Here is a 25,385-nt window from a genome sequence, read left to right on the forward strand (position 1 = left end):
GACCGATTCTCAGGCTGCTGCGCGAGCCGCCTGGCTCGGGAACGTCTTGGGAAGGCCCGCGCGCCACAGCGTGCCGTGCAGGGTTTCGCCCGCGAGCCAGGTGGCCACGCGTTCGCGCAAGGCCAGCAGGCGGCCGATGTCCACGCCGGTATCAATACCCATGCTGCCCAGCATGTAGGCCAGGTCCTCCGTGGCCACGTTGCCACTGGCACCGGGCGCATGCGGGCAGCCGCCGATACCGGCCAGGCAGGCATCGAAACGCGTGACACCCGACTCCAGCGCCGCATAGACATTGGCCAGCCCCAGCCCGCGCGTGTCGTGGAAGTGACCGCACCAGAAGCGATCGCCGGCGATGTCGATAGCCCGCGCGAAGAGATCGCGCACCATGCCGGGATCGGCGTATCCCACGGTATCCGCCAGACTGACGCGGTCGGCGCCGGCGTCCAGCAACGCCTGCATCAGGCGCAGCACTTCGTCGGGCGCCACGCGTCCCTGGATCGTGCAGCCGAAAGCCGTACCCACGCCGCCTTCGATCAGCGTCTTCGATCCGGCGGCATCGCGCGCCGCGCGGATGCGAGCGACTTCGGCCACCACTTCATCGGGCGACTTGCGCAGGTTGGCCAGGCTGTGGGCGTGGCTGGCGGACAGCGGCACGATCATGAGATCCGCGCCGCCGGCGATGGCGTTCTCGGCACCACGCAGGTTCGGCACCAGCACCGAGGCAAACAGCCCCCGCAGGTCGCGGGCGAATTCCAGCAGCTCGGCGGTATCGGCCAGTTGCGGCAGCAAGCGGGCGGGCACGAACGAGCCGACTTCCAGCTCGCGCAGGCCGGCGGCATACGCGTCGCGGACCCACGCCTTCTTCTGCTCGGTCGGCAGGATGGTCTGGATGCTCTGCAGGCCATCGCGCAGGCCAACTTCGCGAATCACGGCATGGCGGGGAAAGGTTGCGGTCATGGGGATCGGGGAGTCTCGGGGCCTCTCGTACGGAGGCGATGAGGCCACTCTATGAGTTTCCGATGCAAAGCAACAGTGGTGTTTTGGACACGCTAACGTTCCGGATGGGAATGTCTCAGCAAGGCACCCGGGATTTCCCGAACACCTGATGACGACCCTATTCGCGCAAGTAAAATTCCATTCCGGAATTCCACAGCCCCTCCCCTCCAGATCGCCATGAGAGACCTCGACCTCACTACGCTCCGCCTGTTCGTTGCCGTGTGCGAAACCCAGAACATGGCCCGTGCCGGCGAACAGGAGCACATCGTGGCGTCCGCCATCAGCAAGCGGCTGGCGCAGCTGGAAGACACGGTGGGCGCGACGTTGCTGGAGCGCCGGCGGCGCGGTGTGATTCCAACGGCAGCCGGGGAAATCGTACTGGCCCACGCCCGTGCCATGCTGGCGGCCGCGGATCGCGTCACGCGTGACATGGCGGACTACGGCGCCGGCGTGCGCGGGCAGGTACGCCTGCTGGCCACGGTCTCGTCGATGGCCGAGTCGCTGCCGGACGATATCGCCAGCTTCCTGCAGATACCGGAGCACCGCGATATTCGCGTCACCGTGGAGGAAAGCCTGAGCACGGAGGTCGTGCGCTCCCTGCGCGAAGGCGCCGCCCCGCTCGGCATCTGCTGGGACGCCGCGGATCTGGAGGGCTTCGACACACGGCCCTATCGCACGGACCGCCTCGCGGCGATCGTCCACGACTCGCACCCGCTGGCCCAGGCCGACACCTGCACCTTCGCCGATACGCTCGACTTCGATCACGTCGGCATGCCGGCCCAGACCGCCGTACAGACCATGCTGACCCGCTATGCCGCGATTCTCGGGCGCCGGCTGACGTTTCGGGCGGTGGTGTCGACGTTCGACGCGGCCTTGCGCTGCGTGCGGGCGAACCTCGGCATCGCCGTCCTGCCAGCGGAAATCGCCGAGCCGGTGGCGGGCGCCTTCGGTGTGCGCATCATTCCCCTGAGCGACGAGTGGGCGCGTCGCCGCTTTGCCATCTGCTTCCGCAATATCGAATTGCTCTCGCCCGCCGCCCGGCTGCTGGTCGACTATCTGGCGCACACGGCCGCCGCGCACGCGCACTCCAGGTAAATACGATGCCTCTTCTTTTAATACAAAAGAACCAACCGTTGTGAAGATCTATGACGATTCTGAATTTGCGGCGAGTCTTGTCATAGATCGAAACCGAGTGTGAATTCCGAAGCGAAGGCATTTTCGGACCAGAAAAAATCGCTTACCGTGCGCCGCGCGGGGCGTTGCGGCAATCGATGTGTGACCTCTGCGACAGGCTTGATGACGCTGAAACGGAGCTCAACGCATGGTGGATCTGGCGGAAGGACTGAAGACTGATGGCGGCGCGCCGCTCAAGGGCCTGGCTAGGCGGCAGGTGTACTTCCTGGAGGTACCTGGAACAGCCAGTGTTGCGGGACTGTCGGTGGTGTCGTTCGATGCCGTGGAGCGACTGGGCGAGCCTTACAAGGTCACGGTGCAACTCACGCATCCCCTGGAACTCGACCGGGCCGACTACCTGAACCGGAATGCGACGTTCGTCATCGATGCGGGCGATGACAGTGAGTCGCGCAAGTTCTCGGGCTGGATCTCGGCATTCTCCAAGACCCGCGAGACCCGCGATTTCTGCGCGTATGAGATGGTAGTGGTGCCGCAAGTCGCACGGCTGCGGCTGACCAGAAGAAGCCGCATCTATCAGCAGAAGACGGCGCCGCAAATCATAGAGGCCATTCTTCGAAGCCACGACCTGAAAGGCCACCAGTTCGCCTTCAACACGCGGCGGCAGTACCCCCAGCACAAGTTCCGGCTTCAGTACGAAATGCCCGACTGGGACTACATCCACTTGCTGATGGAACAGGAGGGGCTGTATTGCTATTTCATTCCCGGCAAGTTCGGCGAGATGGTGGTGTTTGGCGACGACATCGACCACTACATCTACCAGCCCGAGCTGCGCGTGCCCTACCGGGAATCGGCCGGGCTGGAGTCCGGCCTTGAGGCAGTCCATGCCATCCAGACTCATGCCGCGACGGTGCCGGAGTCCTTCCTCGCGGCGGACTACAACCCGGATGCATCCTGGGAGCGTTTCAAGGCCGAGGCGAACGTCGCGCGCAAGGACAGCACAACGTACGGGCAGCCCCATGCCTATGGCACGCACCATCTTGACCAGGCCAGTGCGAAATGGGAGGCGCAACTCCGGCATGAGGCCGCTATCGCCGGACAACTGGTCTACGCCGGCGAAAGCAACGTGCTGGCCCTGCGCCCGGCACGTATCCTGCGCATGGACGCGAGCCTCCCGGATGCCCCCAACGGGCAGGTCATCACCGAAGTCACGCATCGTGGTGCCCGCGATCAGGCGTACCGCAACACCTACAAGGCCATCCCCTGCGACCGGCGCTTCCGCCTGCGGATGGACGAATCCAGATGGCCGCGCATCGCCGGGACACTCAGCGGGCGCATCACCTCGCCAGGGCAGTACAAGTACGCCTATCTGACCCAGGACGGCCACTACGTCGTCCGTTTCGACCTGGACTTCGATGCGTGGCCCAAGGGTGGCGAAAGCGTGCCGCTGCGGCTGGCGAAGCCTTTTGCCGGCGCCCTTCAGACCGGGTTCCACTTCCCGCTGATTGACGGCACGGAGGTCGCCATCGCCTTCCGGGATGGCAACCCGAACAAGCCGTATATCGCGTACGCACTGCACAACAGCCAGCAGGATGACCCCATTACCAACCAGGACCGGTGGCTGTCCCGCAACGTTATCCGCACGCAGAGCAACAACAAGTTGCGGTTCGAGGACTGGCGGGGCCAGGAAAGCATCAAGCTGTCCACCGAATACGGCGGCAAGACCCAACTGAATCTCGGCTATCTCGTCGATCACAAGAAGAAGCGGCGCGGTGAGGGGTTCGAGCTGCGTACCGATTGCAAAGGTACTGTGCGCGGCGGCGCAGGACTGTTCCTGTCCGCCGACAAGCAGGTTCGCGCCATGGGAGAGCAAGCCGATACGGATGCCGCGACGACGCAGTTTGGACGCACGCAAGCTCAGGCCGATGGCCTGGCTGCGGCGGCCTCGGTGGCCAATGCGGAAATCGCGGACCTGAAGGCGGAAAACCATTGGTTGAAGGATGAGCTGGCGAACCTGAAGACGGCCGTCATTGCCCTGTCGGCCCCGCACGGGATCGGCTTGGCAACGCCAGATCGGGTCATGGTATCGGCGGGCAAGGACGTGAGCATCGGCACTTCCGCTGGGTTTAACGTGAACGCCATGAAGCGCTTCACGGTATCTGCCGGAGAGCTGCTCTCGATGTTTGCGTACAAGTTGGGGATCAAGCTGTTCGCGGCAAAGGGCGCCATACGGATTGAGGCGCAAAGCGACGTCATGGCACTGGCCTCGGAAAAGGACATGACCATCCAGAGCGCGAACGGGTGTGTGGTCATCGAGGCCAAGAAGGAGCTGGTACTCAAATGCGGCGGCTCCTATCTGCGCATGACGGCAACCGGTATCGAGGATGGCACGCGCGGTGATCGCACATGGAAGGCCGTTGCATTCAGTCGTCAGGAGCCTGCCTCCCTGCCGGCAGGACTCCCGGTGCTACCAAAGCCGGAAGCCACGCAATGCGCGTTGCGTGAGAGCCAGTCTGGTACGCCGTTCGCAAAGCTGGTGCTCTGAATGGCTTACCTGGACTACGTAAACGCGATGCTGGAACGATTCCGCACCAAGCATCGGGACTTGCTCGCGGCGCATGCAGAGGTGCACCTGTATGCCATGGTCGATCCCACCGCCCTATCCCAATACGAAAGGTATAAACCCAGCGCATGGCTGGCGATTGTGCAACGCATGTCGCTGTATGCCGGCTCGGGCCTGGACATCCTGGAGGCGACAGGCCCGGTGCTGCTGGCGATGCCGGATCTGCGCAACACCAGCAAGCTGACCGCCTCCAGTTTCTCCACCCGCGCGCCGACATCGGCGGACGTGTTCGTCGAACTACTGGCCCTGGCCACGCACAGCGCCGCACATGTGACCTGGATATGGTCGCCGCATGAGATGGGCACGCTGGTGGCGCATCTGCAGACGCTGCTGCACGCGCGCCTTGGGCCGGATGACGAGGATGCGTGGTTCTTCTTCTACCAGCCATCGCATCTGCAGGTACTGCACGAGCAGCTACCTGAGGTCACCCGCCGCCATATGTTCGGCCCGATTCACGCATGGTGGATGTTGAGTCTGCATGGTCAGTTGGTGGAACTGGAGGGCGAAGGGGCACCCGTACCGCCTGCGTGGGACGCGTTTCCCGTTCCCGGCGATGTGGTAACGGCGCTGCAGCGCGCGGCCATGCCGGAACAGGTGCATGCGTGGCTTGAGAAAACCTGTTTGAACCTGACAACCTCACCGCGTCACAACGGTCAGGTGGCGGAAATCGCGCCGCTGGTCAAACGGGCGCTGGATTACAGCCTTGCCAGAAAGAAGGACGTAGTGACGTTTGTTATCTACGGACTGCACTACAAGGTGGACTACGATCAGCATCCCCACCTTCAGGCGCTGCTGACCGGCGCGGCGGATCAAGGCCGACCGCTGGCGCAAGCGTACCGCGCCGTGAGTCTCGACGTCTGGGATGAACTGGCACAGACCGCGCAGCAGCGCGTGAATGCTCAGGCGGCACGCGCACTGCATGCGGCGTTGAGGAAGGCTGGGCAAATCAGTCTTCGTGCCCGGATCGTCAATGCCACTGGCTCTGCCATTAGCGGCGTGTTCTTCGATCTTCCCGGGAATCCGCACGCGGGACGACAGTTCGTGGGAAGCGTTGACGGCAGATCGTTTGGCGAGGCGGTGCTCGACAAAGAGGCATTGGTCTCGCCGTTGCCGGGCGACAAGCTGATTCTGCATTGGATTGAATTCACCGACTATGCGCCGGGGCGCTGCATGCGGACGCCGCGCCGGCGTGAGCTGGTCGTGAACGGAGAGCTTCCCACCGAAGAGCGGTCAGGCTTGCTGGAAATCAGGTTTGGGAAATACGGCGAAGCGATTGTGATGCACAAGGATGAGGCCTCCTTTCACAAACAATGAGGAGTCTAGTCGTGGAGGAAACAAAAATGACAGAACTGAATGTACGCGGAGAAGATCAACGCGTGCTCGACCTGCGAGCAGTGGCTGTGGTTCGATTTCTTCAATGATTAACTGGAAAGGACCGCAATGAAAATGGTTGTACGAATGATTACCGGACTGGCGCTGGTATTGGTGCTGGGAGGCTGCGTGACAGGACAACAGCGTGGATGGGTAACAGCGTCAGTTCGGGGAGCCAACTATACCGAGGACTACATCTACGATGTATCAATTCAAACTACGGATGGCAAACGCGTTGGATTAGGCATTGCTCGGGTCAATGAGTTCTCGAGAGGCGGCACCAGCGGGAGCGAATGTTGTGCATTCATTCCAGCTGTGGGCCAGACCATCAAGGTGGTCTGGCAAGTCGGCGGGCGCCAGCAGGACAAGTCGCAGTGGAGAACATACAGCCGGGACGTGGTTGTGACTGGCGCGATGCCAAAGAAGAAAGATGCATACAACATCCTTATTGTCAGATTCTTCCAAGAGCATCAGTTAGAAGCAGAGCTGATTCCTGATCGGGGGGAGGCTGGCGGGACGGCTAGCCCTCGGGTCGACAAGTTGTATTCCGGACAACGCGCCATGCGCCAAAAGGGAGAATAACCATGCAGGACTGGTTCACAGACAGCCATGAAGCGTTTGCGCAGATGGTTCAAACCATGACCGAACTGTGCGCGGAGAAGATTCAACGCGTGCACGACCTGCAAACAGTGGCCGTGGTTCGGTTTTTTCAATAACTAACGGCAAAAGACCGCAATGACAAGGGTTGTACGAATGATTGCCGGACTGGTGCTGGCGATGGTGATGGGAGGCTGCGCGACAGGGCAACCACGTGGCTGGGTAGATGTGTCGGCCTGGGGCGCGAACTACACCGAGGACTATATCTACGAATACTGGATTAAAACTATCGAGGACAAGCGTACTGGAGTGGGGGGCGTTCACGTCAATGAATTCTCGAGAGGCGGCACAAGCGGAACAATATGTTGCGCTCTGATGCCCGGCGTCGGTCAGACCATTAAGGTTGTCTGGCGTATTGGAGGGTATCGAGAGGATGAGTCGCAGTGGAAGACCTACAGCCGCGATGTCGTGGTGAAAGGGACTATGCCAGTGCGTACCAAGAGACACAGCTATCTCGTTGTGAGGTTCTTTTCTGATCACGAAGTGGAGGCTGAACTTGTTCCCTCAGCCGATATTGACCCAAAAAATCCCCGAGTTGACAAGCTCTTTTCAGGCCAGCGCGTCATGCGCCAAAAAGGAGAATAACCATGCAGGACTGGTTCACAGACAGCCATGAGGCGTTTGCGCAGAAGGTTCAAACCATGACCGAACTGTACGCGGAGAAGATCAACGCGTGCGCGACCTGCGAGCAGTGGCCGTGGTTCAGCTTCTTCAATGACTAACGGGAAAGGACCGCAATGACAAGGTTTGTACGAATGATTGCCGGACTGGCGCTGATATTGATGATGGGAGGCTGCGCGACAGGGCAACCACGTGGCTATGTGAATGTGTCGGCCTGGAGCACGAACTACACCGAGGACTATATCTACGACTTCTCGATTCGAACTGCTGACGGGAAGCGCACCGGAATCGGTGGCGTTCAGGTCAATGAGTTCTCCAAAGGAGGAACCGGGGGACGTGAATGCTGCGCTCTCATTCCTGGTGTGGGCCAGACCATCAAGGTGATTTGGCGTGTTGGCGGGTATCGAGAGGACGAGTCGCAGTGGAAGACCTATAGCCACGATGTCGTGGTGACTGGTGCCATGCCAAAGAAGAAGGATGCTTACAACATCCTGATGGTCAGATTTTTCAAAGAGCGTCAGGTAGAGGCAGAGCTGATTCCTGATCGAGGGGAAGCTGGCGAATTGGCTAGCCCTCGCGTCGACAAGCTATTTTCAGGGCAACGCGTCATGCGCCAAAAGGGAGAATAACCATGCATGACTGGTTCACAGACAGCCATGAGGCGTTTGCGCAGAAGGTTCAAACCATGACTGAACTGTATGCAGAGGAACTCAACGCGTGCGCGGCTGGCGAGCAGCAGTGTGGTTCAGCTTCTTCAATGACTAAGGGAAAAGGACTGAAATGACAAGGGTTGTACGAATGATTGCCGGACTGGCGCTGGCGTTGGTGATGGGAGGCTGCGCGACAGGGCAACCACGTGGCTGGGTAGATGTGTCGGCTTGGAGCGCGAACTACACCGAGGACTTTATCTACGATTACTGGATTCAAACTGCAGAAGGTAAGGATACTGGGGTGGGAAACGTTCAGGTCAACGAATTTTCAAGAGGCGGCAAGAGTGGGCAGATATGCTGCTCCTCGATGCCTGGCGTAGGCCAGACGATCAAGATCATTTGGCGCGTTGGTGGGCATCGGGAGGACCAGTCGCAGTGGAGGACGTACAGCCGCGATGTCGTGGTGACTGGTGCAATGCCCAAGAACACCCGCGAGCACAGTGTATTGCTCGTCCGATTTTTTCCTGTCCACGAGATAGAAGCGGAATTGCTACCCGGGGACGGGGACTTCGGTCCCTCCAATCCGCGCATGGATAAGCTGTTTTTTGCTGGTCCGCGTGTCATGCGCCAAAAAGGAGAATAACCATGCAGGACTGGTTCACAGACAGCCATGAGGCGTTTGCGCAGAAGGTTCAGACCATGACCGAACTATATGCTGAGGAATTCAATGCGTGTGCGACCTGCGAGCAACGGCCATGGTTCAGCTTCTTCTTCGATGGCACGGGAAACAATCTCAAGATTGATGAACCGAAGCAGAAGCTCTCCAATATTGCCCGCCTGCATCTAGGGCATGTCGATGATGATGAGCCTCTTATTAACCACTTCTACTATCCCGGCGTCGGCACCCCGCTCAACGCAAGCGATCCGAGCTGGTGGGAAAAGCTTCGCGACAGCGAACCGATTGGTGGTGGCTTCGGACTGGGCAGTGATGTGCGCCTGACCACCGCAGAGAGCGACTTGCGTCGATCCTTGCAAGCCAACCACAGAGTCACCCGCATCGACATTGCAGTCTTCGGCTTCTCACGCGGCGCGACGCTGGCGCGTGCCTTCGTCAATCGCCTGCTCGCCAAATGTCAGATGAAAGACGGCGTGCCTCACTGGCCCTGCCGCACCGCGCTGGACGGCGAATCCGCGCCGCTGCACATCCGCTTTCTCGGCCTCTTCGACACGGTCGAGTCAGTCGGCCTGCCCACCCAAAATCTGTCCGACATGCGCCTGCACGTTCCCGAACAGGTCGAGCGGTGCGTTCACATTGTCTCGGGCCACGAACTGCGCGCCAGCTTCCCGCTCACGCCGGTGCGCGGCAGCACCGTGAGCTACGAGAAAATCGTCCTCCCGGGTGTGCATTCGGACGTGGGTGGCGGCTACCGTCCGGATGAGCAAGGTCGGTCAGACCAACTCGCGCGCATCGCGCTGAACCGCATGCGCCTGGAGGCGACGGTCAGCGGCGTTCCTTTCACGCCACCGGCACACCTGAAGAAGATGATCCAGGATCTCTTCGAATACGACGAAGACGTCAAAGTCCTGTTCGATGAATACATGCGTACGCTGGGCGTATGCAGCACGCTGGAAGAGGAGCTGTTCCGGCACATGCGCCTCTACTACGGCTGGCTGAAGGTGCGTTTCGGCAAGAATCCGTGCGAGCTCTACCAAGGGGCAAAATGCACGGACCCGGTCATCCAGCAGGAGCTTCAGGACATTCAGCAGTATCACGCGCGCATGAAGATGGACGCCGACACCATGAACTGGCGCGCGCATCTCACGCACCTGTGGAAGAACGACCGTGCCGAATACCATCGCACTGTCGCCGCCATCGATGGGCAGCGCAGTCCGCTGAGCAAGCCGCTCACGGATCAGGAAGCCGCGTACTGGGACGCCTGGCTCAATCCGCCCGCACTCTCCCCCAACCTGATTCGCTTCTTCGACCAGTACGTGCACGACTCGCGCGCCGGTTTCCTTCGCATCGACGCCAGCGGTTATCTGCGACCGCGTCAGATCATCGAGACCGCGGTGCCGCCCACGGCAACGGCGCGAGTGTTGGCAGCGAAGCCATTGGCTGTCCGAGACATGATGTCCCCGGGTGCTGACTCGTCCAGGGCACACTGGCCACTCATGATGGAGCTGCCTGCCTTGACCGAGTGCCGGTAGGCATCCGCATATGGCACGACGTACCACTGCTCCAATTCCGGATCAAACAGTGCCACCTCCCACTTCCGGCACCGCCCTATTCCACACGTTTACCCTAGGTTTTCATATAACCAGAAAAGGGTAAGGTGTGGCCCTATGCAGACCCGGCCCATTACCCTGACCGAACACGTGATTCAGCAATTACGCGCGGAAATTGCCGACGGCATCTATCCCGTCGGCGCGCGGCTGCCGACCGGCAAGCAGCTGGCCGAACGCTTTGGCGTCAGCACGTCCGTGATCCGCGAGGTGACGGAACACCTGCGGTCCCAGGGGATGATCGAAAGCCGCCAGGGCCTGGGCAGCACGGTGCGGTCGCGTGTCAGCGACGCGGGATTCCGACTGTCCGGCAGCGTGGGCGCCGATGCGACCGATCTGGCCGAGATCTACGAACTTCGGCTGGATCTGGAGGGCGCCGCCGCCGCCATGGCCGCGCAACGCCGCACCGACCAGGACATCGCGCGCCTCGGTGCGTTGCTCGACGCCCTCGCCGCCCAGCTGCATGACGCCGATCACGGCGTGGAGCCCGATATCCAGTTCCATATCGCCATCGCCACGGCCACGCATAACAAGTACTACCTGCAACTGCTGCAATACCTGAACCTGCAGCTCCATCACGCCGTGCGGACCGCCCGCCTGAATTCGCGCAGGCAGCCCGGCCTGCCGGAGCAGGTGCACGGCGAGCACGTCGCCATTTTCGACGCCATCCGTCTCGGCGATGCCGAACAGGCCCGCCTGGCCGCAGCCGCGCACCTGCGCAATGCCGCGGCACGGCTCGGCCTGGCGCTGCGCCCGATCCGCTAACCCCTTCTCCAGCAAGGCACGACATGTCCGACGCCCATTTTCTCCAACGACTGACCGAAACGCTCGGCCCCGATGTGGTGGCGACCGCGCCCGACGATGTCGCGCCGTGGGTCTCGGACTGGCGCGGGCTCTACACAGGCCGCGCTCAGGCGGTGATTCGTCCGCGCACCACGGAACAGGTCTCGCAGGCGTTGGCGCTCTGCCAGCAGGCCGGCGTGCCGGTGGTCCCGCGCGGCGGCAATACGGGCCTGTGCGGCGGCGCCGCGCCGGACAACAACGCCGCCAACGTCGTGCTGAGCCTTGACCGCATGGACAAGATTCGTTCCATCGACACCATTGCCAATACGATGGTCGTCGAGGCCGGCTGCATTCTCGGCAACCTCCGCCGTGCGGCCGGGGACGCCGACCGGCTGTTTCCGCTGTCGCTGGCCGCCGAGGATTCCTGCCAGATCGGCGGCAACCTGGCGACCAATGCCGGCGGCGTTAACGTCGTCCGCTACGGCATGACGCGCGAACTCGTGCTCGGCGTGGAAGCCGTGCTGCCGAGCGGCGAGATCTTTCACGGCCTGCGCACGCTGCGCAAGGACAACACCGGCTATGACCTCAAGCAGTTGCTGATCGGGTCGGAAGGCACGCTCGGCGTGATTACCGCCGCCGCGCTGCGCCTGCTGCCGCGCGCGGATTCCCGCGCCGTGGTGCTGGCTGCTGTCGATTCGCCGGATCAGGCGCTCAAGCTGTTCTCGCTGCTGTTCGCGCAATGCGGCCCCCGGCTCCAGGCGTTCGAGTTCTTTACCGGCGCCTGCCTGGACCTGGTGTTGAAGCATGCCGAGGGCGTCCAGGCCCCCTTCCCGGACCGCCATCCGGCCTATGTGCTGGTGGAGATCGCCGATACGGCCTCCGAGGACCTCCTGAACTCGCTGCTGGAAGCCGTCATCGGCGATGCGCTGGAATGCGGGTTGTGCCAGGACGCGGCCGTGTCCGCGTCGCTGGCCCAGCTGCAAAGCCTGTGGCGCCTGCGCGAGGAAATCTCCGAATCCCAGCGCGCCGACGGCCTGCACCTGAAGCACGACGTCTCGCTGCCGATCGAGGCCATTCCGGCGTTCATGGCGTCGATGGAAGCGCGGCTGCTGGCGCGCCACCCCGGCATCCGCCCGTTCATCTTCGGGCATTTCGGCGACGGCAACCTGCACTACAACCTGTCGCGGCCGGCGGGCGCCGACCCGAAATGGGCGCTCAACGAAGGCAAGGCCGTGAGCGAGGAAGTCCTGGAGGAAGTGGCCCGCTATGACGGCAGCATCAGCGCCGAACATGGCATCGGCCAGCTCAAGCGCGAATCCTTCCTGGCGCTCAAGGACCCGCTGGAATTGCGGCTGATGCGGGCCATCAAGCAGGTGTTCGATCCATCCGGCATCATGAATCCGGGCAAGCTGCTCTGAGAGGTTGCTTCAAAATGAAGCGAAGCGGTCCTGGCTAGGCGTGCGGCCGCAGACAGTACAACTGGTACGGCAAGGCCGCGCAACGACGCCAGGATCTTTTTGAAGCGACCTCATGAGGCCGGGGTGCCACAGGCTTGCACTGCACACGGCGCTATACTGTGGGCCCCTTTCCGCACCCTCACCGCATCGAGGCGGTCCGAAAAAATTGGCTGATCAAGACCTGAGCAGGCTGAAAATCGACCGCAGCGCCATGGCCCCCGCGCCACGCCGGCGCCGCCGTTGGGTTCGCTACGCGATCATCGCGCTGGTTATCCTCGCCGTGATTGGCATCGGCGCCCGGCTGGCCGGACCCCAGGCCGTGGAAACCGCCACCGTCACGTCGGCGTACCCATCCCAGAACTACACGCTCCTCAATGCCACGGGCTACGTGGTGCCGCAGCGCAAGGCCGCCGTCTCCTCAAAGGCCCAGGGCCGGCTGGAATGGCTCGGCGTGCTCGAAGGTTCGCGCGTGAAGAAGGACGAGATCATCGCCCGGATCGAGAGCCGCGATGTCGCGGCTTCGCTGGCACAGGCGACCGCGCAGGTGCGCGTGGCACAGGCCAACCTGCAGCTCCAGCAGGCCGAGCTGCGCGATGCGGAAGTCAACCTGCGCCGCTCGGAAGTCCTGCTGGTGCCCAAGGCCATCTCCACCCAGCAGTACGACGCGGACCTGGCCCGCTACAACAAGGCCCGCGCGTCGATCAACAACTCGCAGGCCGCCATCACTTCGGCACAGGCCAATGCCCAGGCCGCGCAAGTCGCCGTGGATCAGACCGTGATCCGTTCGCCCTTTGACGGCGTGGTGCTGATCAAGCATGCCAACGTCGGGGACAACATCACGCCGTTTTCCGCCGCGTCCGACACCAAGGGCGCCGTCGTGACGATCGCCGACATGGACACGCTGGAGGTGGAGGCCGACGTCGCCGAATCCAACATCGCCAAGATCACCGCCGACCAGCCGGCCGAGATCCTGCTGGACGCCCTGCCCGACCTGCGCCTGGCCGGCCGCGTGTCCCGCATCGTGCCGACGGTGGACCGGTCCAAGGCCACCGTGCTGGTCAAGGTGCGCTTTGTCGATCGTGACCCGCGCGTGCTGCCGGACATGAGCGCGAAGATCGCATTCCTGTCGAAACCCGTGCCGCCCGAAGACAGGAAGCCGCTGGTGGCGGTGCAACCCGCCGCCGTGGCGGAACGCGACGGCAAGAAGGTGGTCTTCGTCATCCGGGACGGCAAGGCGCAGCAGGTGCCGGTCACCACCGGCGCACGGATCGGCGAACTGGTGGCCGTCCAGGGCGTGAAGCCCGGCGACACGCTCGTGCTGGCGCCCGGCGACAAGCTCGCCGACGGCAGCAAGGTCACCGTGGCGAAGAAATAACGTGGCCGCGGAACCGCTCGTCTCCATCCGCCACCTGGCCAAGTCATACCGGCGAGGCGCGCAGATCGTACCCGTGCTGTCCGACATCACGCTCGATATCGCCGAGGGCGACTTCATCGCGCTGATGGGCCCGTCCGGTTCGGGCAAGAGCACGCTGCTGAACCTGATTGCGGGCATCGACCGTCCGGACAGCGGCGAGCTACGCGTGGGCGGCGTGGACATCTCGGGCCTGCCGGAGTCCTCGCTGGCCGACTGGCGCGCGGCCCATGTCGGCTTCATCTTCCAGTTCTACAACCTGATGCCGGTGCTGACCGCGTTCGAAAACGTGGAGCTGCCACTGATGCTCACGCGGCTGGGCCGTGCCGAACGGCGCGCGCGCGTGGAACTGGTGCTGGGCATGGTCAACCTGGCCGACCGCATGGACCACTACCCGTCCGAACTGTCCGGCGGCCAGCAGCAACGCGTGGCCATCGCCCGGGCGCTGATCACCGATCCGACGCTGATCGTGGCCGACGAACCCACCGGCGACCTGGACCGCGCGTCCGCCACGGAAATCCTGGCCATGCTGCAGCGCCTGAACGCCGAAGTCGGCAAGACCATCATCATGGTCACCCATGACGCACACGCCGCCGACGCGGCCAAGTCGCTCGTCCATCTGGAAAAAGGCGAGCTGCTCAATGGCAACAGCCGGCGCTAAGCCATGTACCTGCCGAAGCTGATCGCCCGCAATGCGATGCGCCACAAGCTGCGCACCACCCTGACGGTGCTCGGACTGGTCATCGCCGTGCTGGCCTACGGGCTGCTGCAGACCGTGGTCGACGCCTGGTACGCGGGCGCGGCGGCGGCATCCAACGCGCGGCTGGTCACGCGCAACGCCATCTCGCTGGTGTTCCCCCTCCCCCTGAGCTACGAAAACCGCATCCGCGGCGTGGATGGCGTCACGCAGGTGGCGCGGTCCAACTGGTTTGGCGGCGTCTACCGCGACCCCAAGAACTTCTTCGCCCAGTTCGCGGTGTCGGACAACTACCTCGACCTGTACCCCGAGTTCATCGTGCCGCCGCAGCAGCGCGCCGATTACCAGCGCGACCGCCGTGGCGCGCTGATCGGCCGGCAACTGGCGGACCAGTACGGGTTCAAGATCGGCGACGTCGTCCCGATCAAGGGCACGATCTACCCCGGCACGTGGGACTTCATCGTGCGCGGCATCATGGAGGGGCGCGACGAAAGCACGATCACGCGCCAGATGATCTTCCATTGGGAATACCTGAACGAAACCGTCCGCAAGAAGACCGCCCGGCAGGCGGACCAGGTGGGCGTCTTCGTGCTGGGCATCGACAATCCTGACAATGCGGCAGCCATCTCGCGCACCGTCGACAACGTATTCAAGAATTCGCTGGCGGAGACGCTGACGGAAACCGAGCAGGCGTTCCAGCTCGGCTTCGTGGCGATGTCCAACCAGATCATCGCGGCGATCCGCGTGGTGTCCTATGTGGTGATCGTCATCGTCATGGCGGTCATGGCCAACGCCATGGCGATGAGCGCGCGCGAGCGCATCACCGAATACGCCACGCTCAAGGCGCTGGGATTCGGCCCCGGCTTCCTGTCGCTGCTCGTGTTCGGGGAGTCGCTGATCATCAGCACGGTGGGCGGCGCCATCGGCATGCTGCTGACGCCGCCGGCCGCCAGCTTCTTCAAGCAGGCCGTGGGCGGGGTGTTCCCGGTCTTCACCGTATCGCACGAAACGGCGGCGATGCAGGCCGCCTGCGCGCTGGTGGTCGGGCTGGCCGCGGCCATCGTGCCTGCGGTGCAGGCCGCACGGGTGCGTATCGTCGAAGGCCTGCGGGCCATCGGCTAAGCCATCGGACGCCAGGATGGTTATCCCGCTCCACTACATCGCGCGCAACATCTGGGCCCGGCGGCTGACCACGACGCTCACGGCCGGCGGCCTGGCGCTGGTGGTGTTCGTGTTTGCCACGATGCTGATGCTGGACGCCGGCCTCAAGCAGACGCTGGTGACGACTGGCGAGCGCGACAATGTGGTCCTGATCCGCAAGGGCGCGGAGACCGAGGTCCAGAGCGCGATTTCCCGCGACCAGGCGGCCGCGATGGAGATGCATCCGGCCGTGGCGATGAACGCCGAGGGCCGGCCGATGGCGTCCCGGGAAGCCGTGGTGTTGATCTCGCTGACCAAGACCGGACTCAGCACGCCGTCGAACGTGGTGATCCGGGGCGTATCGCCACAGGGAGTCACGCTGCGGCCGCAGATCCGGATGGTGGCAGGCCGCGTGTTCAAGCCCGGATCGGCCGAGATTATCGTCGGCAGCGGCATTGCCAAGGGCTTCGGCGGTGTGCGGATCGGCGAGCACCTGCGCTTTGCCCAGCGCGACTGGACGGTCGTCGGGCACTTCGACGCGGGCGGCAGCGGCTTCGACTCCGAGATCTGGGGCGACGTCGACCAGCTCATGCAATCCTTCCGGCGCGGCAGCTACTCGTCGATGGTCGTGCGGCTGGCGCAGCAGGACGGCTTTGACAAGTTCCGGGCCGATATCGATGTGGACCCGCGGCTCGCCAACGAGGCCAAGCGCGAACAGGTCTTCTACAGCGACCAGTCGAAGGCGCTGTCCACGTTTATCAATATCCTGGGCGTGACGCTGACCTCGATCTTCTCGATTGCGGCGATGATCGGCGCGATGATCACGATGTATGCCTCCGTGGCCAATCGTGTGGGCGAGATTGGCACGCTGCGCGCGCTGGGCTTCAAGCGGGCCAATGTGCTGGCGGCCTTCCTGATCGAAGCCATCCTGCTGGGGCTGGTGGGCGGCGTGGCGGGCCTTGCCTGCGCGGCGCTGATGCAGCTCGCGTCGTTCTCCACGACGAACTTCCAGACCTTTGCGGATCTGTCGTTCCGCTTCATCCTGACGCCGGCCATCGTCGTCAAGACGCTGCTGTTTGCCATGGCGATGGGCCTGATCGGCGGCTTCCTGCCCGCCATGCGAGCCTCGCGGCTCAATATCGTCGACGCGCTGCGGGCACGCTAGATTCGGACGACGAGCGTGCCACGGCGGCGCCGCTCAGCCCAGCACCTCCTCGCAGACCGACAACCATGCCCGGGCGGCATGCGACAGATAGCGGTCCGGCAGCCAGATATGCGCGAGCGCCCAGTCCATCGTCGGCTCGGTCAACCGCGCGACGGCCAGGTTGTCGCGGGCCTCAAGCCGCGACAGCAACGGTTCCGGCAGGAAGGTCGTGCCGAGTCCGGCTGCAGCCATCGCCGCCAGGAAATCCCAGTGCCCGCTCTGCGCCACCACGCGCGGCTCCATGCGTGCCTCCAGAAACGCCTGCCGCAGCTTCCGTGTGAGCGAGAAGTCGTCCGTCAGCAGCACGAGGGGTTCGTCGCGCAGCGCGGCCAGCGTCACCGTCCGCCCACTGGCCCAGGCGGCCTTCTGCGGCCCGACCGCCCAGATCGGATATTTGGCGAACTGCCGCGTGGCCAGCGCCAGCCCGCTATCCCCCGGCAGCACCGTGGCGCCGACTTCCAGCTGCCCACTCGCGACATGCTGCTCCACCACCTGCCCGCCGTGCTCGGACAGCGTCAGTTCCAGATTGGGATAGCGCTTGCGGAAGGCGCTGACCGCCGGCGAGAAGAACAGGTTGACCATCGGCGGAATGCCGACCGCCAGTTGCCCTCGCCCCAGCGACGACAGGTCGGCCACCTCCAGCGTCAGCCGATGCACCACGCCAAGCGCTTCCTGCCCCCGGTCGTAGACAACCTTGCCGACGTCGGTCAGTCGCACCGTCTTGCCTTCGCGGATCAGCAGTGGCTGGCCGACCTCATCTTCCAGCTGCTTCACCATCTTGCTGATGGTCGACTGCGTCACAAAAAGTGACGTGGCCGCCTGGGTAAAGCTCTTCAGACGCGCGGTTTCAACGAAGTAGCGCAAGGCGCGGATGTCGATTGGCATAACGGGTCGCTTCCATGAAAAAACCGACTTTGGCTGTGCATTTTAAATCATGAGGGGAATGATCGCCAGTTGGCTACACTTCCGATCCACGTCCCCAATCTTTCCGGCGCCCCCGGACCGGTATCCCATGGCTAGCTGGCCAAATGCCCGACAGTGGCTGTTTTCGCTGAAGGCATTCGCGGCCGCAATGCTGGCGCTCTATATCGCACTGTCCTTCGGCCTGCCTCGCCCTTACTGGGCGATGGCTACCGTCTACTTTGTCTCGCATCCGCTGACCGGCGCCACCCGATCCAAGGCCGCCTATCGCGTGGCGGGCACGGTGCTCGGCGCCACGGCGGCGGTGGCTACCGTGCCACTGCTGGTCAACATGCCCATCGTGCTGATGGGTGCGATCTCGCTGTGGATCGTGGTGCTGGTCTACCTGTCGCTGCTGCAGCGGACGCCGCGCAGCTATGTGTTCCTGCTGGCTGCGTACACCCTGCCGATCGTGGCGTTGCCCGCCGTCAGCCAGCCGACGGCCATTTTCGATATCGCCGTGGCGCGCATCGAGGAGATCGTGATCGGCATCGTCTGCGCCGGGCTGGTCGGCGCCATCGTCTTTCCGGCCAAGGTGGCGCCCGCATTGCGCGACCGCGCCGGCACCTGGCTTGACGATGCGGCATCGTGGGCGGCCGATATCCTCGCCGCCAATCCCCGTGCCCGCGCCAGCCGGCATCGCCTGGCCGCCGACATGCTGGCGCTGGACCAACTGATCGTGCAACTGTCCTTCGACACCGAAAGCCGCCACACCCTGCGCCACGCGCGCGCGCTGCGAGAGCAGATGTCGATGCTGATGCCGGTCCTGTCGGCACTGGAGGCCGTGCTTCACACGCTGCGCCGTGATCCGGATGGCATGCCCGTGCCGCTCGCGAAATACATCGGCGCCGTGGCGAACTGGCTTGGCCACGGCCTGCAGGGCCCGGCGCCAGCCGTGGTCGCCGTACCCGCTGACTGGGCCGGGGCCGACCCACGCGCAGGCCTGATCGCGACGGCCGGACATCTGCTCGGCCAGCTGGGCGACTTGCTGGAAGCCTGCCAGGCCCTGCAGCACGGCATTGGCGACCGCCCCGCGCGCCTGCCGCCGACCTTATTGAATACACCAGCGGATACACCCGCGGACCCACCCGTGCAGCGCGCCGCGCAAGGCCTGTATCACGATCACGGCATGCTGCTCTTCGGCGCGATATCCACCGGTCTGGCCGTGTTCTGCGCCGGCCTGCTGTGGATCTTCTCCGGATGGGAGGATGGCGGCGGTCCCGTCGCGGTGGCGTCCATCGCCTGCTGCTTCTTCGCGACAATCGACGAGCCACGCCCGGTGGCCCGCTCGTTCCTGCGCTGGAGCGCGTTTTGCCTGCTGGTGTCGTCGTTCTACCTGTTCCTGGTGGTGCCGCATGCGCAGACTTTCGAGACACTGGTAGGCATGTTGTCGATTCCGTATCTCGGCATCGGCATGCTGATCGCGCGGCCGGGCTTCAACCTGATCGCCATGCTGCTGTCGGTGAACACCGCGTCGTTCGCCAACGTGCAGAGCGTCTACGACGCCAATTTCGTCGGCGTGTTCAACAACAACCTGGCCAACGCGGCGGCCATGCTCTTTGCGCCGCTGTGGGCGATGGTGGCGCGCCCGTTCGGCGCCCACGTTGCCGCGCATCGGCTGATTCGCGCCAGCTGGCAGGACCTGGCGCGCGCCGCGACGTGGCGTGCCGCGGACAGCCATACGAAGCTGGGGGCGCGCATGCTGGACCGCCTGGGGCAACTGATGCCGCGACTCGGCGCCAGCGGAGGCAGGCTGGCTTCGGACGGTTTCACCGAGCTGCAGATCGGCTATTGCACGCTGGCGCTCCAACGCGCACTACCGGATATGCCCCCGGCGGCGCGCAAGCCTGTCAGGCGCGTGCTGAGCATGGTGGCGCGGCATTTCCGGGCGCGTCTGAAGGTCGGTCACCCGATGGCGGTGCCCGGGGAGCTGGGCCAGCGAATCGTGGAATCGATCGCGCAGCTAGCGCGCCTGCGGAGCGACGCACGGGCACCGCTCTCTGCGCTGGTGGTGCTGCAGGTCACGCTGCACGCCCATGAAAATAACGACTCATTTCACGACGTTTAAATCATCGCAGGAATACTTCGTGATGACTACACTTCGTTCCGTGCCGCACCATTCCCGGCGAGGCACCGCCCACAAGGCGATCCGGAAGGCAGGCGTGGCGCAAACCCGCCAGGCACGCCTTCCTCAATCAGTTGAAGAACCACAAGACATGCACAACAACCTGCTCAAGACCCTGCTTGCCACGGCAACCCTCTGCGCCTGCTCCCTCGCAGTCGCCCAAGGCCAGCAAGACCGGGGCGTCCCCGGCGACCGCTACGGTTATGACATGCACAACGGACGCCGCGATCCGTTCACGGACGGTGCGCACGGCATCCGCAAGGCCGACCCGTACACCGACGGCGCCCTCGGCACGCGCAAATCCGATCCCTTCACCGATGGGGCCAACAGTGCCGCATCCGGCATGACCCTGGCGGGCATGGACCGCACGGGCGTGTCCGCGCCGCCGGCCCACAGCGCCTGATCTGCCGTCCCTCCAGCCAGCCGTCCCGGCGCCGGGTCTCCTCGTTCGGCATCGGGACAGCCACCTCCTCGTCGCGGCACCCCGTGAGAGGCGGCGGCCTCAGCCCGCATTCGCGGTTGCCGCGCTCTTCATCTCGCCCTTCAGCCATTCCCCCACGGCATCCAGCAGCAACCCCGATCCGTGCTCGCGCGATCCGGCATCGTCGTAGCCATCGAGGAATGCGCCTTGCTCGGTCATCACCAGCCGCGTGCCCTGACCTGCCACCTTGAGTTCAAACGTCGCCAGCGAGACGGAAATCTTGCGCTCGCCCATGTGCATTTCGTAGCTGTAGACCAGGCGCTCGTCGGGGATCACGTCGTAATAGAACGCCTCGAACGTCGATACCAGCCCGTTTTGCCAGCCTCCTTGCAACGTTTCCCGGCCGCCGGGACGCACGTCCATCTTGCGCGACATCACGGTGTAGCCCTCGCCGCCGTGGAACCACTGGGCCTTGGCTTGCGGGTCCGTCAGCGCCCGGAAGACCAGCGCGGGCGGCGCATCGTAGGTCCGCTCGATCGTGAACACGCCATGTGCGACGGAACGCGCGGGCGGCGGCGCGGCCGCAAGACGCGCCACCTTCGCCTCCAGCCGGTCTAGCGTCTGGCGCCAGCCTTCTTCGGCGCCCCGGGTAAAATCGGCGGCCGACGGGTCCAGCAGCGTGTATCGCTGCGTCACGTTCATCTGCGTGCCACCGCAGACCGTCTCGAAACCGACCGTGGTGTGGGCGTTGAACAGCGTCTTGCCGGATTCGGTCACCACGTTCATATCGATCACCAGACGCGCGTTCGGCGTGACTTCCACATAGTGGCCCCGGATCCAGTGCGACTGCCCTTCGGGCGATCGCATGCACAGATCGAACTTGCCACCGGCGCGGAACTCCACCTCGGCCTCGGGGACCGTATAGCCGGTCGGGCAGAACCATTCCTTCAGGTGCTCGGCGGCGCTCCACGCCTTGAACACCAGCTCGCGCGGCGCATTGAACGCGCGCGATACGGTCAGGGGGCGCGGCTGCGCCGCCTGGAGAGTTTCAGTCGCTGTTGCCATCGGATGCCGCCTCCTTCTTCATGGTTTCCAGGTATTCGCCAAGCCGGTCGAGATGGCCTTCCCATTCGGCCCGCCGGTCGCTGATCCACTGCTCGGCCAGACTGAGCGCATTGGGCGCCATCCGGCACGTCCTGACCCGCCCGAGCTTTTCCGATTGCACCAGCCCGGCCTGTTCCAGCACTGCGAGATGCTGCATGACGGCCGGCAGGGACATGGCCAGCGGCCGCGCAAGATCCGTCACGGAAGCCGGGCCGCGCGCCAGTTGCGCGAGCATCGCCCGGCGCGTGGTGTCGGCCAGTGCCTGGAAGGTGGAATTGAGAGGATCGGATTGGTTAAGCATGCGCTTTAGTTTAGTGGCGTACGTTAGTTAAGCAAGAACTTTAGTGAAGAGGCGGACGCCAGGTTGCGGCGTGTTTTCGAGGTGTGGTGACGGACACACCCACCGGCCAGGAACTGGGGCAACATTGGATAGCTCGCGTCATGATCTGCGCGGTATGATCCGGAGCGCACATGCCGCGCGCCGTATCTGTATCTATTAGCTCCTGACATGAAACTGCCGTTCGTCCTGCAGCGTCCTGCTTTCGTCGTTGCCGTCCTGCTGGTGGCAGGGCTGGGGCTGGGATGGTGGCTGCTGCGGCCCGTGGAAATCGTCGATACGGTGGCGGTCGCGCGCGGCGATATCGAATCCAGCGTCACGGCGCTCGGCATGCTTCAGCCGCGCAGCTACGTGGATGTCGGCGCCCAGGCTTCGGGCGCCATTCGCCGCATACACGTCCAGCCCGGCGACGCCGTGGAGCGCGGCCAGTTGCTCGTCGAGATCGATCCCGCCGTCCAGCAGGCCCGCGTGGATGCTGACCGCGCCACGCTGGCCAGCCTGCGCGCCCAGTTGGCCGAGGCCATCGCCCAGCGCGAACTGGCCCAGCAGCAATGGGACCGCCAGCGGCACATGGCCAACGACGGTTCCACCCGCGACGAAGACGTGCAGACCGCCCAGGCGGCGCTGCGCGTGGCCATCGCCCGTATCGACAACCTGCGCGCCCAGATCGACGGCGCGGCGTCGGCGCTCAAGGGCGACGAAGCCCAGCTCGGCTACACCCGGATCTACGCGCCGATGCGCGGCACCGTGGTGTCGCTCGATGCGCGCGAAGGCCAGACGCTGAACGCGACCTACCAGACGCCGAACATCCTGCGCATCGCCGACCTGTCGGCCATGACGATCTGGACCGAGGTATCGGAGGCCGACGTGCGCCGCGTGCAGCCCGGCATGCCGGTCTACTTCACCACGCTCGGCGTGCAGGATGCGCAAGGCACCGCACGGCGCTGGCAAGGCCAGGTCCGGCAGATCCTGCCGGCGCCGCCCACCCCGCCGGGCACCTCCCAGGGCAATGCCGCGGCCGCCGCCACGCCGCCGACCGGCAAGGTCGTCCTGTATACAGTGCTGTTCGACGTCGACAACGCCGACCGTGCGCTGATGCCGCAGATGAGCGCACAGGTATTTTTCGTGGCGGCCAGCGTGCGTAACGTCCTGGTGGCGCCGCTCCCCGCGCTGCAAGCGGTCAGCGGGCAGCCCGGCCGCTATACCGCGCGCGTGCAGGACGCCGGCGGCGGCATCCACGAGCGCGAGGTCTCGACCGGCGTGCGCGACCGCCTGAGCGCCGAGATCCTGTCCGGCCTCAAGGAAGGAGACAGGCTGGTGACCAGCGTTCGCGTCGAGCGCGCCGCCGAAGGGAGGTTCCGGTGGTAGACCTGTTCGTCGACACCCGGCCGGGCGTGGCGGGCAGCCCCGTCGCCACGCCGCCCGAGCGGTCACCCGTCCTGATTTCACTGCGCGACATCCGGCGCGCGTACGCCAGCGCCGATGGCGGGCCCGCCACCGAGGTGCTGCGCGGCATTTCCCTCGACATCCATGCGGGCGAATGCGTGGCGATTGTCGGCGCCTCCGGTTCCGGCAAATCCACGCTGATGCATATCCTCGGCTGCCTGGACCGGCCCAGCTCCGGCCAGTACCAGTTTGCCGGGCACGACATCGCCCGGCTGAACGTGGACCAGCTTGCCTGGCTGCGGCGCGAGGCATTCGGCTTCGTCTTCCAGGGCTACCACCTGATCCGCACGCTGACGACGCAGCACAACGTGGAAATGCCGGCGGTCTACGCCGGTGCGGCCAGGGCATCCCGTGCCGAACGCGCGCAAGCCCTGCTGGAACGGCTGGGACTGTCCGGGCGCGCCGATTTCCGGCCCGGCCAGCTGTCGGGCGGGCAACAACAACGCGTCTCGATCGCCCGCGCGCTGATGAACGGCGGGCACATCCTCCTGGCCGACGAACCCACGGGCGCCCTCGACAGCAAGACCGGCGCCGAGGTGGTGGCGCTGCTGCGCGAGCTGGCGGACGCCGGCCATACGGTGATCCTGATCACGCACGACCGCGCCGTGGCGGAACAGGCCGACCGCATCATCGAGTTGCGCGACGGACAAATCGTGGCGGATAGCGGCGCGCAGCCGGCCGATACCGGCACGCGGCTGCCGGCGTCGCTGACCCCGGGCCGCTTCCGCGCCGCAATGGCGGCCGGCGTCGCCCACGCCGCACGGCCTTGGGCCGACATGCGCGAGGCTTTTGCCGCCGCCTGGACCGTGATGTGGAGCAACCGCTTCCGCACGGCGCTGACGCTGCTGGGCATCGTGATCGGCGTGGCTTCCGTCATCGTGATGCTGGCGGTGGGTGCGGGCACCCAGGCGCAGGTGATTGCAAAGATCGCCAGCTTCGGCACCAACCGGATGTACGTGGTGCCGGGCGGCGGCAACGCCCGCGCGCCGGGCGGCACGCTGTCCGAGGCCGACGTGGCGCTGGTCCAGGCCGTACCCCACGTCGCGGCGGCCATGCCGATGCTGCGCAGCAAGGTCACGCTGCGCGCCGGCAATGTCGACATCTATGTCAACGCCAACGCGGTCACCACGGATGCTCAGCGAATCCTGAACTGGAAGGTGGCGCGCGGCCTGTTCTTCACGCGGGACGACGAGCGCAACCTGGCCCCCGTGCTGCTGCTCGGCAAGAAGACGCGCGAGCGGCTGTTTGGCGACCGCGATCCCCTGGGTACCTATGTGCTAGTCAACAACGTGCCGTTCCAGGTGATCGGGGAACTGGAGGAAAAAGGCGCCACCTCGGGCGATGCCGACGATGACGACGTGGCGATGATGCCGTTTTCCACGGGCAGCCGACGGCTGATGGGCACCACGCAGCTGTCGTGGATCTCCGTCCTCGTCGACAAGCTGGAAAACGCCGAGTCGACCGCCAACGCCATCACCGACACGCTCGAGGCCGCGCATCGCACCCGCGATTTCCGGGTCTACAACCGCGCGGCATCGGTCAAGGCGCAGACGGAGACGCAGCAGACCATGACGCTGATGCTGGGCCTGGTGGCGGCCATCTCGCTGCTGGTGGGCGGCATCGGCGTCATGAACATCATGCTGGTCACCGTCAAGGAGCGCACGCGCGAAATCGGCATCCGCATGGCGACGGGCGCCCGGCAGCGCGACATCCAGCGCCAGTTCCTGACCGAAGCCATCACCGTTACGCTGGTCGGCGGGCTGGCCGGCGTGATCGCCGGCATCGCCGTCGGAGTGGCCCTGGTGCACTGGGATGTGCCGGTGATCTTCTCGGTGCGCGCGATCCTCGGCGCCTTTGTCTGCGCGCTGGCCACGGGGCTCGTGTTCGGCATCATGCCGGCGCGTCAGGCGGCCCGGCTCGACCCCGTGACGGCGCTGGCGAGCGAATGAGGCCCGCGTTGAAGCGTTT

Annotated in this window: 25 protein-coding genes; 21 read left to right on the plus strand and 4 right to left on the minus strand. The window is 64.6% G+C overall.

Going from position 1 to position 25,385, the window contains the following annotated elements; all coding sequences use genetic code 11:
• Positions 1-9: 9 nt before the first annotated feature.
• Positions 10-957 (minus strand): hydroxymethylglutaryl-CoA lyase, encoded by a 948-nt coding sequence (locus BLR29_RS00295; RefSeq protein ID WP_092133665.1) that lies wholly within the window; start codon positions 955-957, stop codon positions 10-12.
• A 216-nt stretch (positions 958-1,173) separates the two neighbouring features.
• Here BLR29_RS00295 and BLR29_RS00300 point away from each other — a divergent pair, with 216 nt between their 5' ends.
• The 17 genes from BLR29_RS00300 (at position 1,174) to BLR29_RS00365 (ending at position 16,985) form a co-directional block, all read left to right on the plus strand.
• On the plus strand, positions 1,174-2,091 hold the full coding sequence (locus BLR29_RS00300; RefSeq protein ID WP_092133667.1) for a LysR family transcriptional regulator: 918 nt from the start codon (positions 1,174-1,176) through the stop codon (positions 2,089-2,091).
• 226 nt (positions 2,092-2,317) lie between these two features.
• Complete coding sequence (locus tag BLR29_RS00305; RefSeq protein ID WP_092133668.1) at positions 2,318-4,672, plus strand: type VI secretion system Vgr family protein; 2,355 nt, start codon at positions 2,318-2,320, stop codon at positions 4,670-4,672.
• Positions 4,673-6,064: a DUF4123 domain-containing protein gene (locus BLR29_RS00310; RefSeq protein WP_092133670.1), complete on the plus strand. Its 1,392-nt coding sequence runs from the start codon at positions 4,673-4,675 to the stop codon at positions 6,062-6,064.
• A 126-nt stretch (positions 6,065-6,190) separates the two neighbouring features.
• Complete coding sequence (locus BLR29_RS00315; protein WP_092133672.1) at positions 6,191-6,703, plus strand: DUF3304 domain-containing protein; 513 nt, start codon at positions 6,191-6,193, stop codon at positions 6,701-6,703.
• Between the two features lie 2 nt (positions 6,704-6,705).
• Complete coding sequence (locus BLR29_RS32740; RefSeq protein WP_255371054.1) at positions 6,706-6,837, plus strand: hypothetical protein; 132 nt, start codon at positions 6,706-6,708, stop codon at positions 6,835-6,837.
• 37 nt (positions 6,838-6,874) lie between these two features.
• The gene (locus BLR29_RS00320) at positions 6,875-7,363 is read left to right on the plus strand and encodes a DUF3304 domain-containing protein (protein WP_255371055.1); all 489 of its coding nucleotides are present in this window, start codon (positions 6,875-6,877) and stop codon (positions 7,361-7,363) included.
• A 2-nt stretch (positions 7,364-7,365) separates the two neighbouring features.
• Positions 7,366-7,500 carry a hypothetical protein gene (locus BLR29_RS32745; protein WP_255371056.1) on the plus strand — a complete coding sequence of 45 codons (135 nt, stop codon included), beginning with the start codon at positions 7,366-7,368 and terminating at the stop codon, positions 7,498-7,500.
• A 33-nt stretch (positions 7,501-7,533) separates the two neighbouring features.
• Positions 7,534-8,028 carry a DUF3304 domain-containing protein gene (locus BLR29_RS00325; protein ID WP_176860840.1) on the plus strand — a complete coding sequence of 165 codons (495 nt, stop codon included), beginning with the start codon at positions 7,534-7,536 and terminating at the stop codon, positions 8,026-8,028.
• Positions 8,029-8,030: 2 nt separating this feature from the next.
• Positions 8,031-8,183 carry a hypothetical protein gene (locus tag BLR29_RS32340; RefSeq protein WP_176860841.1) on the plus strand — a complete coding sequence of 51 codons (153 nt, stop codon included), beginning with the start codon at positions 8,031-8,033 and terminating at the stop codon, positions 8,181-8,183.
• Positions 8,184-8,197: 14 nt separating this feature from the next.
• On the plus strand, positions 8,198-8,692 hold the full coding sequence (locus BLR29_RS00330; RefSeq protein WP_255371057.1) for a DUF3304 domain-containing protein: 495 nt from the start codon (positions 8,198-8,200) through the stop codon (positions 8,690-8,692).
• A 2-nt stretch (positions 8,693-8,694) separates the two neighbouring features.
• Positions 8,695-10,257, plus strand: coding sequence for a T6SS phospholipase effector Tle1-like catalytic domain-containing protein (locus tag BLR29_RS00335; protein ID WP_092133680.1), 1,563 nt, complete (start codon positions 8,695-8,697; stop codon positions 10,255-10,257).
• Between the two features lie 135 nt (positions 10,258-10,392).
• Positions 10,393-11,097: a FadR/GntR family transcriptional regulator gene (locus BLR29_RS00340; protein ID WP_092133682.1), complete on the plus strand. Its 705-nt coding sequence runs from the start codon at positions 10,393-10,395 to the stop codon at positions 11,095-11,097.
• A 23-nt stretch (positions 11,098-11,120) separates the two neighbouring features.
• Complete coding sequence (locus BLR29_RS00345) at positions 11,121-12,533, plus strand: FAD-binding oxidoreductase (RefSeq protein ID WP_092133683.1); 1,413 nt, start codon at positions 11,121-11,123, stop codon at positions 12,531-12,533.
• Positions 12,534-12,738: 205 nt separating this feature from the next.
• Positions 12,739-13,947, plus strand: coding sequence for an efflux RND transporter periplasmic adaptor subunit (locus BLR29_RS00350; RefSeq protein ID WP_092133685.1), 1,209 nt, complete (start codon positions 12,739-12,741; stop codon positions 13,945-13,947).
• A gap of 1 nt (position 13,948) precedes the next feature.
• Positions 13,949-14,644, plus strand: a complete 696-nt coding sequence (locus tag BLR29_RS00355) for an ABC transporter ATP-binding protein (RefSeq protein ID WP_092133686.1) — start codon at positions 13,949-13,951, stop codon at positions 14,642-14,644.
• A 3-nt stretch (positions 14,645-14,647) separates the two neighbouring features.
• Positions 14,648-15,802 (plus strand): ABC transporter permease, encoded by a 1,155-nt coding sequence (locus BLR29_RS00360; protein WP_092133688.1) that lies wholly within the window; start codon positions 14,648-14,650, stop codon positions 15,800-15,802.
• A gap of 16 nt (positions 15,803-15,818) precedes the next feature.
• Positions 15,819-16,985: an ABC transporter permease gene (locus tag BLR29_RS00365; RefSeq protein ID WP_092133689.1), complete on the plus strand. Its 1,167-nt coding sequence runs from the start codon at positions 15,819-15,821 to the stop codon at positions 16,983-16,985.
• Between the two features lie 33 nt (positions 16,986-17,018).
• Here BLR29_RS00365 and BLR29_RS00370 read toward each other — a convergent pair whose 3' ends face one another.
• Complete coding sequence (locus BLR29_RS00370) at positions 17,019-17,909, minus strand: LysR family transcriptional regulator (RefSeq protein ID WP_092133691.1); 891 nt, start codon at positions 17,907-17,909, stop codon at positions 17,019-17,021.
• 127 nt (positions 17,910-18,036) lie between these two features.
• Here BLR29_RS00370 and BLR29_RS00375 point away from each other — a divergent pair, with 127 nt between their 5' ends.
• Positions 18,037-20,052: an FUSC family protein gene (locus BLR29_RS00375; protein WP_092133692.1), complete on the plus strand. Its 2,016-nt coding sequence runs from the start codon at positions 18,037-18,039 to the stop codon at positions 20,050-20,052.
• Between the two features lie 148 nt (positions 20,053-20,200).
• Positions 20,201-20,512: a hypothetical protein gene (locus BLR29_RS00380; protein WP_092133694.1), complete on the plus strand. Its 312-nt coding sequence runs from the start codon at positions 20,201-20,203 to the stop codon at positions 20,510-20,512.
• A 99-nt stretch (positions 20,513-20,611) separates the two neighbouring features.
• Here BLR29_RS00380 and BLR29_RS00385 read toward each other — a convergent pair whose 3' ends face one another.
• On the minus strand, positions 20,612-21,595 hold the full coding sequence (locus BLR29_RS00385; RefSeq protein ID WP_092133696.1) for an SRPBCC family protein: 984 nt from the start codon (positions 21,593-21,595) through the stop codon (positions 20,612-20,614).
• Positions 21,579-21,935, minus strand: a complete 357-nt coding sequence (locus BLR29_RS00390) for an ArsR/SmtB family transcription factor (RefSeq protein WP_092133698.1) — start codon at positions 21,933-21,935, stop codon at positions 21,579-21,581. The genes BLR29_RS00385 and BLR29_RS00390 overlap by 17 nt, the downstream gene beginning before the upstream one ends.
• A gap of 207 nt (positions 21,936-22,142) precedes the next feature.
• Between BLR29_RS00390 and BLR29_RS00395 the strand changes: the two genes are divergently transcribed.
• Complete coding sequence (locus BLR29_RS00395; RefSeq protein ID WP_092133699.1) at positions 22,143-23,339, plus strand: efflux RND transporter periplasmic adaptor subunit; 1,197 nt, start codon at positions 22,143-22,145, stop codon at positions 23,337-23,339.
• Positions 23,333-25,366, plus strand: a complete 2,034-nt coding sequence (locus BLR29_RS00400) for a MacB family efflux pump subunit (RefSeq protein WP_092133701.1) — start codon at positions 23,333-23,335, stop codon at positions 25,364-25,366. Before BLR29_RS00395 ends, BLR29_RS00400 begins: the two co-directional genes overlap by 7 nt.
• Positions 25,367-25,385: the final 19 nt, after the last annotated feature.

This window comes from Cupriavidus sp. YR651, from assembly GCF_900101625.1.
Classification (GTDB): domain Bacteria; phylum Pseudomonadota; class Gammaproteobacteria; order Burkholderiales; family Burkholderiaceae; genus Cupriavidus.